Genomic DNA, 13071 nt, shown 5'->3' with positions numbered 1-13071 from the left:
ACTTTGTGTTCGTTCAGCGATAGATTGTGATGAAAAATGTCTGCAGTCAAGTGTTTGATGTAGACACGAAACGGTGATAAAAATGTTATATAACAACAGGTTACGATATATTTCTGTCGTTGCATGTTCTTGCCTCTTCTCGAGTTAGGTGCGCATAGGCGCTTCGCGGCGGTAAGTTCAAGGGCGGGACAGTGGGCAAGGTCGGCCATCATAACCCTGGCCTGTCACAAACCACCTCTCCAAGCGAAAGCGCAGCCCTATGGCTGCGCTTTCATTATGGTCGTATGGTGGATACGTCTGCTATTGTCAACCAGGCTTCGGGACCGCGATCTTGCCCACACTTCTTTTCCTGAATCCCCGGTCGCCAACGATGAACGCTCCCAGCATGTGCGGAATTAGCATTACGGCATCGACTGTCTCGCCTACACTTGAGCGCGCTGCGTAGCGGTCGAGGTCGGCTTTCAGGCTAGCCGGACACGAGAAAGTCAGTTTGATGGCTTCATCGAGAGGCAGAGGACCAAGCCGCAATTTCTTGGTCGTGCTCATCGTGAAGTCCCTCCGTTGAAAAAGAGCGGCTGGTAGGCACGCAATATCAAATCGCGCGCCACGATGATCCGCACCGGCAAGCCGGGCCGGCTGGTCAGCGTGAGCTGGAGTTGGGATTTCGGCGGGTCATCCCTGGCCGACCTGATTGATGCTATCCTGCGCGCTGTCACGCCCGACGATGATGATGCTATCGCCGTTCTGCCGGTTTTCTGGCGTGGCCAGTTCAGCACCGATGCCCGGCAGCTTGGTAAGCCGCCGGCAAAGACGCGATCCCAATGCCAGTCCACATCGTCTTCCAGCCCGGCATAACCGGCCGGGTCGGTGCTGTCCAGGTTGTCGAGCGTGAGCGATGACGTATCGGGCAGGATGATCCGATTCCACACCATCTGCACCCGGCTCTGCCCTTAGCTGACTTGGCTGTTATTTGCCCAGGATGCGGATCAGTAGGAGGCGCCCGGTAGTCGTGTCATAGACCGACTCCATCACTGTGGTGATCACGTCGCCCGGCAAGTCTGACTTGATGCCCGTCACCAGGGCGCCTGCGATCACCATTCCGGCCATGACCTTGTACGGTGAAGCCGGCAGGGCCGCCGTTGAGGCCGGACTGGCGGCCATCGGGTCGAAGGCCATATTGGTGGCGAAGCCCGGCGCGGCGTGGTCGGGAGTGTCGTCCTGACTCATGGTCAGTTCCTCCGCGTGACGCCCGAAATGCCATCGGTGCGCTCGATGCGAACCACGCATCACCATTCCCGCCCATGAAGGCCAGCGAGGACTCGAAGAAGTCCAGGCGGTCCAGCGCCGGAAATTCATCGGCATCAGCAGAAGCTTGTGGCGGCGTGCGATGCCGTCGAACGATTCCGTTAAGCGCCGCCGATATGGTTCAGGATGAGCCGGACAGCGGCTACGGCTAATGTCGGACGGCATCACCACCAGATAGAGCGACACCGGATGCTCGGCGGAAATCAGGTCGGCGATGCGCCAGTCACAGTTCGAGGTGACTTCGGCCAACGGGGGATCGCGGTATCCGCATGCCCTGCGCGCTGATGGCGATTGTCGTCGGCTTAACGCTGGGGCTGGCGGGGGCTGAGATGCAGACCATCCTCAATAACCCGCTCGCCAGCCCGTTTATCCTCGGTGTTTCGTCTGCGGCGGCCTTTGGCGCGGCGCTGGCGATCGTGCTTGGCATCGGTATTCCCGGCATCCCCGCACAGTGGTTTATCTCGGCTAACGCCTTTATCTTCGCGCTGCTGGCGGCGCTGCTGCTCGATGGCATCACCCGCTGGACGCAGGTGGCGACCTCCGGCGTGGTGCTGTTTGGTATTGCGCTGGTCTTCACCTTTAACGCACTGGTGTCGATGCTGCAATTTATCGCCAATGAGGACACCTTGCAGGGGCTGGTCTTCTGGACGATGGGCAGCATTGCCCGCGCATCGTGGGAGAAGCTCGGCATTCTGCTGCTGGCGCTGGCGGTGATTATGCCGCTGTCGATGCTCAGCTCCTGGAAGCTCACTTCCCTGCGTTTAGGCGAAGATCGCGCCATCAGTTTTGGCATCAATGTGCGCCGCCTGCGGCTGACAACGCTGCTGCGCATCAGTATTTTGTCGGCGCTGTCCGTGGCATTCGTCGGGCCGATTGGCTTTATCGGCCTTGTGGCACCGCACATTGCCCGCATGCTGTTTGGCGAGGATCACCGTTTCTATCTTCCGGGCAGTGCGCTGATCGGCGCGCTGATGCTGTCACTGGCGTCGATTGTCTCTAAAAACCTGATTGATGGCGTCATCATCCCGATCGGCATCGTCACCTCGCTGGTCGGCGTGCCGTTCTTTATCACCATTATTGTGCGCCACCGGGGGAGTGTATGAGCCCGCAGTCCGGTTTATCCCTGTGCGGCTTCAGCGCAGGCTACCACAAACAGCCGATTATTCAGGATTTGGCGATTGACCATCTGCCGCGCGGCAAAGTGACGATCCTGCTCGGGCCGAACGGCAGCGGCAAATCGACGCTGCTGCGCGCCATGGCCGGGCTGAACAGAGCCCAGGGTGAACTGCGCCTTGATGGCTAGGATCTGCTGACGCAGCCCTTCGCCAGACGCGCCGAACAGGTGGTTTACCTGCCGCAGTCACTGCCGGCAGGCGTACATCTGAACGTGCTGGAGTCGATTATCGTGGCACAGTGCGCTGGATCTTAATTATCAGTTTCACGTGATGGATCTGGTGAAGCGCGAAACCCAGCGCCGCAATATCGTCACCGTGGTGGTGGTGCACGATATCAATATCGCGCTGCGCCACGGCGACCATGTGCTGATCCTGAAGAAGGGTCAGCTGGTAGCCGACGGCGATCCGGGGGAGGTGATCACCCCAGACACGCTGGCGAAGGTGTACGGCGTGCGCGGGCGGGTCGAGCCCTGCTCGCAGGGGATGAAACAGGTGATTATCGACGGTTTAGTTTGAGAGATGCTGTTGCGGAGCAGGTGCAGATTTCCACATGCACTTGCTCTCAACCCATTTATACATCACAGGTGCAATCACGCCTGCCGCCACCAATGCGCAAACCTGCCAGAGATAGTGCCCGGCGCTGTAGAGATAGTGCTTCGCGACAGTTTGCGTAATGCCATGCACCAGATAGAGCGAAAAGCTACAGGTGCCCAGCATACGTAGCGGAAGGGAGGTCAGCAGGCCAAAATAGTCGCATCCGCATTTCACGGTATAGAAGACCACCAGCATGTAAAGCGCGGTAGTCGGATTATAGGCATGGCGGGTAAAGGCGATTGCGGCAATAAGCAGCGCCAGACAAATCAGATCCGACGGGCGTTTATCCATCTTGATGGTGGCAACCAAAAAGCCCACCAGAAAATACATCACATACGCCAGCCGTTCGTCACTGCCAAGCAGATACTTTCCGCCCATTACCAGCACCATTAAAAAAATGACAAAGAGCGCCGCGTGCTTAATGTGGCGCATGAGCAGGTATAAGAAAGGGATCGCAAGGTACAAGCGAAGCTCCCACACCAGCGTCCAGAAGATGCCCGAGGTAGCGATTTGCAGCGTGGTGCCATTGATGACGGCGGCAGGCGGCTCAAAAAGGAAGGGCAGCGAAGAGATAAACCACTCACCCGGCGGGGTATGGCTACCTGGATGCATGATAAACGTCGCGGCATAGATAAGCGCCAGTGTGGCGATCACAGGCGGGTAGATCCTTGCCAGTCGTGACAGCGCGAATCCGCGATAATTAAAGCTGGGGGCGAGGGCTTTCTTAAAAAAAAGAAACCCGGAAAGCATAAAGAAAATACCAACGGGGAGTTGCCCGGTGATAAAAATCGCGCTTTTAATCTGGCTGAAGGAGATATAGTCGAGCGACCAATAATCGTCTGCTGCGCCGCCATTTCGCCAGAAGAGATGAAATATCGCCACCAGCGCCGCGCAGACACCGCGCAGGCCGTCGAGGGCGAGGTATTTTTGCTCGGGGGGCGTAATCCCGATAAGAGAAGATACAGCCGTAACCGTCGCGACGAGAATGCCGAAATAGATTAAATATTCAAGGATATAAGCGGTATAGGTATAAAGCATAAGACGATCTCTTGCCACGAAAGCAACGGAAACAGAAAAAATAAGAGTGCGCGTAATATACACATAGCTGCCTTAAGTGGAAAGTCTGCAAATCTGGCAGGTTTCTGTTCGCACGCCCCTCTTTTACAGCCAGAGGCTGCCAGCATGCACTTGTTACCAGCGATGATGCGGATTCTGAGCGTAGTGGCGCAACACCTCAGCGTTAGGGTGCCGTGCGGGCATCAGGGTTTTGCACAATGGGCGCCAGCAGCACGGCAAGCGCGGCGTCGTGCTCGCCGAGATTATGCAGGCAGAGCGCATAGAAGGGCGGCACTTCGGTTGCCTGCGGCCAGCGGGCGATAATCTCCGCAAACTGCGCTTTCGCCTGCGGGTATTTCCCGTGGCAGCGCCAGGTTGAGGCGAGGCCAAAGCGCGCTTCAAACTCATCTTCATCGCTAAGGCCAGCCTCAATCGCCGCCAGGTAATACCCTTCGGCATCCCGCTCATGGCCCTGGTTATCAAACGACCAGGCGATATTGAGCAGCGCCTGCGCGCGCAGCGCCGGTTCATCGGCAAGGGCCTTTAACGCCCCGCGGCTCTGCTCATGCTCGCCCGCTTTTCGCAGCGCAATTGCTGCCTGCAACCTGCTCTCCATTTGCCTCTCCTTAAAAATGTTGAGGCTATGTTATAAGCGAGGCGGCAGGCAGCCACAAGGTTAGCGCGCGCTGACCCGCCAGATGGTGTTGCCCGCATCGTCGGCAATCAGGACGCCGCCCTGCTTATCCATCGCCAGGCCAACAGGAAGGCCACGCACCTGCTTCTCATCGTCGGTAAGAAAACCGCTCACCACCGGCTGCGGCTGCCCGACCGGTTTGCCGTTTTCAAACTTCACCCACACCACCTGGTAACCGTTGAGTGGCTTGCGGTTCCAGCTGCCGTGCTCGCTGACGAACGCGCCGCCGCGGTATTGCGGCATATTCTCGCCGGTGTAGAAGAGCAGGCCGAGCGGGGCGACGTGAGAGCTGAGCGCATCGTCAGGCTTAATTGCCTGCTTCACCAGATTCGGGCGAGGCGGCTGGACGCGCTCATCCACATGCTGACCAAAATAGCTGTAAGGCCAGCCGTAGAAGCCTTTATCCTGCACCGAGGTTATGTAGTCGGGCACCAGATCGGAACCAATCTCGTCATGTTCGTTGACGATAGCCCACAGCGCGCCGCTTTCGGATTCCCACTGCAACCAAGTCGGGTTACGCAGGCAGCTGGCGAAAATGCGGCTCGCCCCGGTCGCGGCATCCACTTCCAGCACCGCCGCACGGCGGTATTCCGCGCCGATATCGTCTCGTGTGCTGAACGGGGCTGGTTATAAGGGAGGTGTATTAATGAAAATTATCAGTAAATGTCAGGCAATGGTGATATACCGCCAGCATCCTGAGTCCCGGTTATTTCGTTTCTGTACAGGCAAATACACATGGTCCGGCAGCATCTGCCACTATGCCGGTTGCGAGGTGAAAGATATCAGCGGTGTACTGGCTGTCTTTGCTGAACGTCGTCAGGACTGCAACGGGCCTTAGTCAGCCTGCGTAGCATGATTCTGGATTAACCTTTTTAAGGAATGTAAAAATGCTGAGTAAAAACATGACTGCAGCTCAGGATACTGCTGAACCGTGGTGGGGACTCAGACGCGATTTCTCACCGTGTTTTGGTGCACGCCTGGTACAAGAGGATAACCAACTGCATTACTTGGCTGACTGTGCCAGCCTTAACGGTCAGTTCAGTGATGCGGATTTACGTCATCTCGACCAGGCCTTTCCTGTACTGATGAAAGAGCTGGAACTGATGCTCATCAGCGGCGGGCTTAACCCGCGGCACCAGCACGGCGTCACGCTGTATGCAAAAGGACTGACCTGCGAGACGGATACGCTCGGCTCGCACGGCTACGTTTGCATCGTTATCTATCCCACTCAAAGCTAAGTCAATTTCCCAACGAGAAACCTTATGAAAACTTTTTCTGCAAATCAGCAGGGGGCGAAGCCATGCCCGCCGCCAGTACTTGTCTGGCAAACGCTACTAACGCGCCTGCTGGATCAACATTATGGTCTGACGCTGAACGATAAGCTGTTTAGTGATGAATCTGTCATTCAGGAACATATCGACGCCGGTATCACGCTGGCGGATGCCGTTAACTTTCTGGTGGAAAAGTATGAACTGGTTCGTATCGATCGCAAAGGGTTTAATTTTCAGGAACAGTCACCTTACCTTCGGGCAGTATATATTTACGGGCGCGGCAGGCAACCGGCCTGTTGCGGCGAAGCCATCATCCTTCGACACGCTGAATCTTGCGAGCCGTCTTCCCGATTTACATTCCCTAACTTACTTCCTCTTTTACTCATTGCTCAATACGCCTGCCATTTACGGCGGGCGTATTTGCTTTTCACGGACAAAATATCATGCAAAAAGAAGCTGAGGTTTTAACCGATCATAATGAGCTAATTTGCTCGGACAGCATTGAACGTATCGTGACTGGACGTGATGCTGCGCTGAAACAGATTGAGGCGCTGATTCGTCAGCTTGATGACGTTTCCCGGCTTACTTCTGGGATTGGCGGCGACATAGCGAATCACTGGCGATGCGGCAGGGTCATTCTTTCGACTGCTGGTTGATGCAACCTGTCGATACATCACCCGCAATATCGACCGCAGCATCTGGCGTGACTTGATGTTGAAATCCGGAATGTTGACCTTGATGGATGCCGAAGCCCGTAGCCAGTGGACGAAGAGCCTGGAGGTGGGCGATCTCCCGGCAATCAGCGAAGCGAATAACCGTCGATGCCAATGAAACGTCCCGGCAGTACAACGATCAGCACGATGAACAGGAAGGCCGGCGATGCCGCCAATGCCTGCACACCGACAAATCCAGGATCGCGGAAGAACCGCAGATCCAGCATCGGCCGAGCGACGTGTTGCTCAATTCCGATAAAGCCGGCAAACATAATCACGGATGCCAGCAGTGCAGCGATAACCAGCGAGTCACGCCATCCGTTCTCCTGCACGAGCAACAGCCGTAGCTAAAAAGCCCCAGCACCAGTGTGAAGCTAATCGCTCTTGGCCAGTCCATCGCACTGCTGACAGTTTCGCGGGTGCGCCGGGTGCTGACCGCCACCAGCCCCAGGACCAACAAGCTCACGACATCGGCGGAGTGGAACACGCCCTGCCAATTTGCTAGCCTCGACCATCCATCACTAGCCAGTGGTTCGAAGGACAGGCCCAGCCCGAAGGTCGTTCCCAGCAGGCTGAAAGCACGGGCAAGCGCCGCTCCCTCGAACAGCGGCGCCAGCGAGGATATGGCTGCCGCGAACGCCGCTGCGACGCCAAGTCCTTGCAACAAGCGAAGGCCGTCGATCCACAGCACAGAAGGCGCGAACGGAATGGTGAAGGTGAACACGCAAAATCACGCCAGCCCGATCAGCCAGATGCGCCAGCGCCCATAAATGTCATCCAGGCTGCCCGACACCATCATCGCACCGCCATAGCTGAGGATGTAGGCGTTCATCACCCAGTTCAGTTGAGTTGGGCTGCTACCCAGTTCCAGGTTGATCGCGGGCAATACGACGGCCGGGCCTGTAAAACACAGCGGAATCAGCAGGCCAGTCAGACACGCTGCCAACAATTGAATCCAGCGCATGGCTGGGGAAGGAAAAGTCGCAAGCATAGTTCTCCTATGTCCAGTGTTTGAGATGCGCTTCAAGGGCACCGGCATGCGGCGAACGACATGCGATGTAATTGGGTATCCTCACAGACTAGTGCAATAATGATAAAGAAAAATGTGATAAGGTTTTAATACTTCGGACAAAAATATCTTGAATAGGTGGATGTGATGATCGACAGTCTTGGTAGCATTGGCACTTCGTGTGCGTGGCAGAGCGCCTTGGTTTCTCGTCCGTTGCGCGCGATGGATCGGGTGTGCTGATCTGCAACAGTGTGAAATTTGCATGTATCTGGCGTTGCACGGATAAGGGAGTGCTTGCCTGCCGGGCTTCATCGTGGGGGATCACCTGCGCACTGGACGGCTGCAAACCATCCTGGACAACTGCATCAGCGACAGTGGCAAGATATGGGTGGTCTGGCCCGCCAGCCGTGATGTGTCTCTCCCAAGCTGCGGGCTTTCATCGACTGTTCGAGCGCAAAATTTTTTGGCTGATGGCTCTTTTTTTCGGACATCGACCAAGAATCTGACATGCAACTGCGGCATTGCCTGATGTGCAACCCCTCTGCTGTGCGGGCAAAGTGCAGCTCATCGACGGCTGCGAGAAAATAGCGCAAATGCCGAAGTTTCATGCATCATCCACAGTTGCCAGGATATCCCTGGGTTTGACGGTCTGCGCCGGAAGTTGTGCAGCATCGACTGCGGGCTCGGTGAGCTTGACTTCACCATGATAGCCCATCGGGAAGACTCAATTTGCAAAAGCTTCACAGGAGCCATCAGCTAGTAAGTCAGATCAAGTTTCGGAGAGCATCGTCATATGTTGCACTCACCTAAACTATTTATAAAAATATTGCATCTGGCGTGAACCTAGTTTGGCTGAAAATCACCACAAGCGCTCCCATAAAGGACAAGTAGAGTGCTCTGGTGGTTTTGAGCTCCGCTGCGACAATGGCAAAAAGCTGCGAGTGACCTTTATTAGGTCTGCTGCGACAGATAGATAATCGACTGAACAGCCATATGTTAAAGAACCATACAGTTATGATGCTGGGGCGGTAGAAAAACGCTTCGGGTGCCTATACGGGGCAGCCCATGATAGGGCGTTTACCTGAATGTTAGGCCTTGGGTCACGTCTGAGTGCGTAGCCCGGAAAGCAACGGCATAGCAGAGAGCTTTGTGAAGACGATAAAACAGGATTACATAGCCTCATGCCAAAACCGGACAGTCGGGCAGTATTGATGAACATGTTGCGTGCGCTCAACCATTACAATGAGCACCACCCGCACCACCCGCACAGTTCGCTGGGATACGCTCCCCGTGCGAGTATATCCGCAGGAAGTTATTGCAATCGTAGGAGAGAAAAGGCATCTGGATATATAGGGTAAATCAAAAATAGTGATAGCTCTCAAAACGACGAAGCGCACACACGCATCCGTCCAGTGCGCTGTGATATCTCTCGCACCGTGAACATTTGCGGCGGTGGATCAGTAATGTGTTAAAATGATAGAAAGAGAACGGAAATATAGGGACCAATCTACTCCAATAAACATAACCACATCAATTGCTTACAAAGATCATATTTTTCATTCGTAGAGATATCATAAATAATTTCTGTGAAAATTAATGAACACGAATGTTGTTGTGCAAAAAATAGACTATACAAACTAGTAACAAAAAGTCATATTAGGGTACCGAAAAACATACACACAGATCATTTTTATATTTAATTTTACATAAATACAGATAGTTGGCAATAAAGAGATAAAAAATAATGACGGATAAAACGTTAGAAGCTCTTAAAAAAGCAGCTATAGAAATATCTGTAATGAGCAATATTTACAGCACCACTGAACGCAATAAGAAAACACCACAGATTTTTTTTGAGGCCTATCAACGCGCCGTCCACAACCTTAATGAATCTGTACGTGAAGCATTCCCCGGAAAAATATTTGGGGGAAACTTTAAAAAATAGAAGCTGATATAGCTCCTGAAATACCATGTGATAATTGTATTTTGTAAAAATTCAGGGTGGACATGTAATAACCTCGTTTAAACCGGACTCCTCACCAGTAGGGCAAGACGAGGCATTGAAGTATGTTTAAGGAGTGCCATATGCAAGAAATTTAAGCTGTATTAGCTCAGCCCTGATTTGACAGTTACCGGTTATTTATACAGGTATCTGTCAGATTACATCTGGCTTAAATTTTTCTCAGCCCAGATGCGCTTTCCATCAAGTAATGTTTCCATTGGTGTCCGGCCACAGCACATTTTTCCCCGATGGGTTCGCTCATTATTATAGTGAACCAGCCATTCATCAAGGTCCAATTGCAATGTACCAAGATCGCCATATAGCTTTTTGCGGAACGTTACCTGATAAAACTCGTTCAGTATCGTTTTATGGAACCGCTCGCAGATGCCGTTGGTCTGCGGGGACATCGCCTTCGTTTTCGTGTGTTCGATGTCATTTATCGCCAGATAAAGCTGATAATCATGTTGCTCCACTTTACCGCAGTACTCCGTGCCTCTGTCGGTCAGTATCCTCAGCATCGGCAGGCCCTGAGACGCATAAAATGGCAGTACACGGTCATTCAGTAAATCAGCCGCAGTAATTGGTGTTTTAGTGACATAGAGCCTGCAGTGGGCCACCTTCGAGTACGTATCAACGAAGGTCTGCTGATAAATACGCCCGACGCCTTTCATATTGCCTATATAGAACGTGTCCTGCGAACCCGGATACCCCGGATGAGCAGTTTCGATCTCGCCACAGGCCTCGTCATCACTGGTTTTACGCTCCAGCGCCGCGATTTGGCTATCGGTCAGCTCAATGCCATCGCGGGCCACTTTTTCTTCCAGTGCTTTCAGCCGTTTTTTGAAGTTCTCAAGATTGTGGCGCAGCCAGACAGAACGCCACTTCCTGAGATAAAAACACCCTGTTCACGCAGTTCATTACTGGTCCGGTGCTGACCGTGCGCCGGGAAAGCGATGGCGTAATCAATAACAGTCTGCTCAGTTGCCTCATCGGTACGGTTCTTCAGGTTAGGGGCGCAGCGACTACGATTAATCAGTGCGTCCATGCCGCCTTCATCGGCCAGTTCGCGATAACGATAAAATGTATCCCGCGAAACGCCCATGATTTTACAGGCTTTTGATACATTGCTGAGTTCTTCAGCCCGATTGAGCAAACCGGCTTTGTGTTTGATGACGGGATTGGTAGTATGAAGCATGGGAGTTACCTCGTGTTCTGTATAAGGATTCGACACCCACATCAAAACCGGTAACTCTGAACCTTTCAAGGCCATGTGTCAGATCAAATCGCGACTAATACATTTAAGCCGTCACTGGTGAGTAAATCCGCCTCCGTTATACTTCAGAAGATAAGGTCAATTTTGTTGCGCCCACCATGCAGCCCGGCTACACCGTACACTCGTTACTCGGCAATATGGCATTACATCAAGTTTTCTTTTTAAGTATAAACGGTTCATGATAATTTGGTGTGTGTGTGTTTGTTTTCCGGATTTTTTGCTTTTGCCAACAGAATCGCCTTTTTATAGGTTTTGTATATGGAAATCCGGTTTCTTTGTTTGTTTTTAAAGTTTTATGGTTTTTTTAAATATCTGAGTATCGCATACAGCCCACCCGCAAATGGAAATAAAACTCTTTTACCAGTGAGTTGTCGACTGCATTTTAGGTAATTAACTAGGTGATCCTGACACATGATGTACCTGAATAGGCGATTATGTCGATGTTAAGCAGAGGGAATTATGGTGGACAACTTTATACTTTCGTGATTGACGGGGTTTCTTCTGAGTTTTTACGATCAATCAAGACCAATAATTATCGTTGAAGCTACAATCACCAGCATCTCTGTCAGTTGATAATACAAGGGCTTGCCGCTGCAAACAAACCTGCCACTCCTTTAGTTCAAATCCCCATACTCCACCACATAAAACCAGCATTGGCATGTGTAACGTCCAACTGATAAAATCAAGTCCCTACCCGGTCATCCGCACATGCCTTCAACCGTAAAAAAAACTGCAGATACCAAATAAACCCTGCTGGTACGGAAACGCAGCCCATATCCGTATTCTACCCAATAGCTGGACGAGTTTAACGATCCTGAGCTGGCCAAAAGGTTCTACAGCGATGGTTTCACATTGGTCGATGTTACGGTCATACCTGACGAAGGGATCATGGACCACCGCAGTATGGCAGAACTCACGCTGCTGCAGAAACATATTCACTGGCGGGATCTGACAGAATTATTGAATAACCTGGCCACCTTGCTGCTGACAAAACACATGACAGGACAGTAACTGGTTTCACTGATAAACTACCTTACGCAGGCAGGCGAAACTTCATCCGCAGAGGCCTTTGTACGTGAACTGGTACAGCGGGTGCCGTAACATGAGGACAAACTGATGACCATCGCTCAACAGCTCGAACAGGAAGGTATCAAGAAGGGGATTCAGCCAGGTGAGCAATGTGGCATAGGGAAAGGCAAACTCGAAGTTGATCGCACGTACTGCAGAACGGTATCGACCGCAATACAGTAGTAACAATGACAGACCTGATTGAAGAGGATCTACAGCGCATCGCCCACTGTCATTACCAGATTGCCTCCGTGCAACCCGGTCTCCTAAAACCCAGGCGCTTATGGTCACCAGCTTTCAGTGATCATCGTTGCTGACGGCCACCCTGCTACAGCTTTTTAGTAGTGTAAGTATTCCGCTTAAACGAACCATTCATTTTTAGAGATCCTCCGGCATACTGATTATGTCCCCTGAGGAGATCGCTATGCGTAAGATCCGATTTACTGAGCACCAGATCATCGCTGTTCTGAAGTCCGTCGAAGCCGGGCGAACTGTTAAGGATGTCTGCCGTGAAGCCGGTATCTCTGAAGCCAGCCATTACAACTGGAAGGCGAAATACGGCGGGATGGAAGCAGCTGATATAAAAAAATAAAAGATCTTGAGGACGAAAATCGTCGTCTGAAGCAGATGTTTGCCGTTCTGAGTCTGGAAAATCGTGCGTTAAAAGATGTCACCGAAAAAAAGCTTTAAAACCAGCAATGAAGCGTGAGCTTGTCAGCTATCTGACGGTGCAATTTTCTATGAGCTTACGCCAGGCATGCAGGACATTATCGCTGAGCAGGACGGTGTATTTTTACCAGCCCGATCTCCGCCGGGATGAGCCCGTGATCCTGGCGCTGACAGAAGCGGCTGAACGTTATCCCCGGTACGGTTTTAAGAAACTGTTCCAGGTGCTGCGCAGACAGGGTAAT

At 52.5% G+C, this 13071-nt stretch carries 10 protein-coding genes and 10 pseudogenes; 9 read left to right on the top strand and 11 right to left on the bottom strand.

Annotated features, from left to right (window positions below):
- Positions 1–306: 306 nt before the first annotated feature.
- The 4 genes and pseudogenes from IAE50_RS20040 to IAE50_RS20025 all read right to left on the bottom strand — a co-directional run.
- Positions 307–546, bottom strand: a complete 240-nt coding sequence (locus tag IAE50_RS20040; RefSeq protein ID WP_200581050.1) for a DUF2274 domain-containing protein — start codon at positions 544–546, stop codon at positions 307–309.
- Entirely contained in the window at positions 543–932 is a 390-nt protein-coding gene (locus IAE50_RS20035) for a TrbI/VirB10 family protein (protein ID WP_234467248.1), read from the bottom strand. Before IAE50_RS20035 ends, IAE50_RS20040 begins: the two co-directional genes overlap by 4 nt.
- A 34-nt stretch (positions 933–966) precedes the next feature.
- Positions 967–1227: a TrbI/VirB10 family protein gene (locus IAE50_RS20030; protein WP_200581048.1), complete on the bottom strand. Its 261-nt coding sequence runs from the start codon at positions 1225–1227 to the stop codon at positions 967–969.
- 61 nt (positions 1228–1288) lie between these two features.
- A pseudogene (locus IAE50_RS20025) lies at positions 1289–1569 on the bottom strand (type IV secretory system conjugative DNA transfer family protein); the annotation flags it as partial.
- Between IAE50_RS20025 and IAE50_RS20020 the strand changes: the two are divergent.
- Positions 1569–2408 (top strand): annotated as a pseudogene (locus tag IAE50_RS20020) (FecCD family ABC transporter permease); the annotation flags it as partial. The pseudogenes IAE50_RS20025 and IAE50_RS20020 sit on opposite strands and share 1 nt — an antisense overlap.
- Positions 2405–2996 (top strand): annotated as a pseudogene (locus tag IAE50_RS20015) (ABC transporter ATP-binding protein). The pseudogenes IAE50_RS20020 and IAE50_RS20015, both read left to right, overlap by 4 nt.
- Here the strand turns inward: IAE50_RS20015 and IAE50_RS20010 are convergent.
- The 3 genes and pseudogenes from IAE50_RS20010 to IAE50_RS20000 all read right to left on the bottom strand — a co-directional run.
- Positions 2988–4112, bottom strand: a complete 1125-nt coding sequence (locus IAE50_RS20010; protein ID WP_200581047.1) for an acyltransferase — start codon at positions 4110–4112, stop codon at positions 2988–2990. The pseudogene IAE50_RS20015 and the gene IAE50_RS20010 sit on opposite strands and share 9 nt — an antisense overlap.
- A 202-nt stretch (positions 4113–4314) precedes the next feature.
- Entirely contained in the window at positions 4315–4746 is a 432-nt protein-coding gene (locus tag IAE50_RS20005) for a tetratricopeptide repeat protein (RefSeq protein ID WP_234467245.1), read from the bottom strand.
- 60 nt (positions 4747–4806) lie between these two features.
- A pseudogene (locus tag IAE50_RS20000) lies at positions 4807–5436 on the bottom strand (PQQ-dependent sugar dehydrogenase); the annotation flags it as partial.
- Positions 5437–5470: 34 nt separating this feature from the next.
- Here IAE50_RS20000 and IAE50_RS19995 point away from each other — a divergent pair.
- From IAE50_RS19995 to IAE50_RS19980, 4 genes and pseudogenes are all read left to right on the top strand, one after another.
- A complete protein-coding gene (locus IAE50_RS19995) occupies positions 5471–5662 on the top strand; it encodes a DUF987 domain-containing protein (protein ID WP_200581046.1) in 192 nt (63 codons plus the stop codon).
- A 49-nt stretch (positions 5663–5711) separates the two neighbouring features.
- On the top strand, positions 5712–6062 hold the full coding sequence (locus IAE50_RS19990; protein ID WP_200581045.1) for a type IV toxin-antitoxin system YeeU family antitoxin: 351 nt from the start codon (positions 5712–5714) through the stop codon (positions 6060–6062).
- 24 nt (positions 6063–6086) lie between these two features.
- Positions 6087–6424 (top strand): annotated as a pseudogene (locus tag IAE50_RS19985) (TA system toxin CbtA family protein).
- A gap of 114 nt (positions 6425–6538) precedes the next feature.
- Positions 6539–6908, top strand: a pseudogene (locus IAE50_RS19980) (DUF4942 domain-containing protein); the annotation flags it as partial.
- Here IAE50_RS19980 and IAE50_RS26065 read toward each other — a convergent pair.
- Together IAE50_RS26065 and IAE50_RS19975 are read right to left on the bottom strand one after the other, a co-directional pair.
- Positions 6895–7080 carry a hypothetical protein gene (locus IAE50_RS26065; protein WP_234467244.1) on the bottom strand — a complete coding sequence of 62 codons (186 nt, stop codon included), beginning with the start codon at positions 7078–7080 and terminating at the stop codon, positions 6895–6897. The pseudogene IAE50_RS19980 and the gene IAE50_RS26065 sit on opposite strands and share 14 nt — an antisense overlap.
- A 2-nt stretch (positions 7081–7082) precedes the next feature.
- Positions 7083–7772 (bottom strand): annotated as a pseudogene (locus tag IAE50_RS19975) (MFS transporter).
- A 1789-nt stretch (positions 7773–9561) separates the two neighbouring features.
- Between IAE50_RS19975 and IAE50_RS19970 the strand changes: the two are divergent.
- Complete coding sequence (locus tag IAE50_RS19970; RefSeq protein ID WP_200581044.1) at positions 9562–9762, top strand: hypothetical protein; 201 nt, start codon at positions 9562–9564, stop codon at positions 9760–9762.
- Between the two features lie 215 nt (positions 9763–9977).
- Here IAE50_RS19970 and IAE50_RS19965 read toward each other — a convergent pair.
- Together IAE50_RS19965 and IAE50_RS26760 are read right to left on the bottom strand one after the other, a co-directional pair.
- A pseudogene (locus IAE50_RS19965) lies at positions 9978–11014 on the bottom strand (IS481 family transposase).
- 597 nt (positions 11015–11611) lie between these two features.
- Positions 11612–11770: an L-rhamnose/proton symporter RhaT gene (locus IAE50_RS26760; RefSeq protein WP_375287754.1), complete on the bottom strand. Its 159-nt coding sequence runs from the start codon at positions 11768–11770 to the stop codon at positions 11612–11614.
- Positions 11771–11854: 84 nt separating this feature from the next.
- Here IAE50_RS26760 and IAE50_RS26060 point away from each other — a divergent pair.
- Both IAE50_RS26060 and IAE50_RS19950 read left to right on the top strand, forming a co-directional pair.
- Positions 11855–12477: pseudogene (locus tag IAE50_RS26060) on the top strand (Rpn family recombination-promoting nuclease/putative transposase); the annotation flags it as partial.
- 107 nt (positions 12478–12584) lie between these two features.
- A pseudogene (locus tag IAE50_RS19950) lies at positions 12585–13071 on the top strand (transposase); the annotation flags it as partial.

The organism is Kosakonia sp. S42 (genome assembly GCF_016624785.1).
GTDB lineage: Bacteria > Pseudomonadota > Gammaproteobacteria > Enterobacterales > Enterobacteriaceae > Kosakonia > Kosakonia cowanii.
Note: the sequence above shows the minus strand (reverse complement) of the source record. Positions and strands in the feature narration are given on the sequence as shown.

Bases quoted from the DNA above. Each gene is read 5' to 3' on its own strand.
- IAE50_RS19995 (WP_200581046.1), top strand. From the start codon at position 5,471: ATGAAAATTATCAGTAAATGTCAGGCAATGGTGATATACCGCCAGCAT.
- IAE50_RS19970 (WP_200581044.1), top strand. From the start codon at position 9,562: ATGACGGATAAAACGTTAGAAGCTCTTAAAAAAGCAGCTATAGAAATA.
- IAE50_RS20035 (WP_234467248.1), bottom strand. From the start codon at position 932: ATGGTGTGGAATCGGATCATCCTGCCCGATACGTCATCGCTCACGCTC.
- IAE50_RS19990 (WP_200581045.1), top strand. From the start codon at position 5,712: ATGCTGAGTAAAAACATGACTGCAGCTCAGGATACTGCTGAACCGTGG.
- IAE50_RS20030 (WP_200581048.1), bottom strand. From the start codon at position 1,227: ATGAGTCAGGACGACACTCCCGACCACGCCGCGCCGGGCTTCGCCACC.
- IAE50_RS20005 (WP_234467245.1), bottom strand. From the start codon at position 4,746: ATGGAGAGCAGGTTGCAGGCAGCAATTGCGCTGCGAAAAGCGGGCGAG.
- IAE50_RS26065 (WP_234467244.1), bottom strand. From the start codon at position 7,080: ATGTTTGCCGGCTTTATCGGAATTGAGCAACACGTCGCTCGGCCGATG.
- IAE50_RS20040 (WP_200581050.1), bottom strand. From the start codon at position 546: ATGAGCACGACCAAGAAATTGCGGCTTGGTCCTCTGCCTCTCGATGAA.
- IAE50_RS20010 (WP_200581047.1), bottom strand. From the start codon at position 4,112: ATGCTTTATACCTATACCGCTTATATCCTTGAATATTTAATCTATTTC.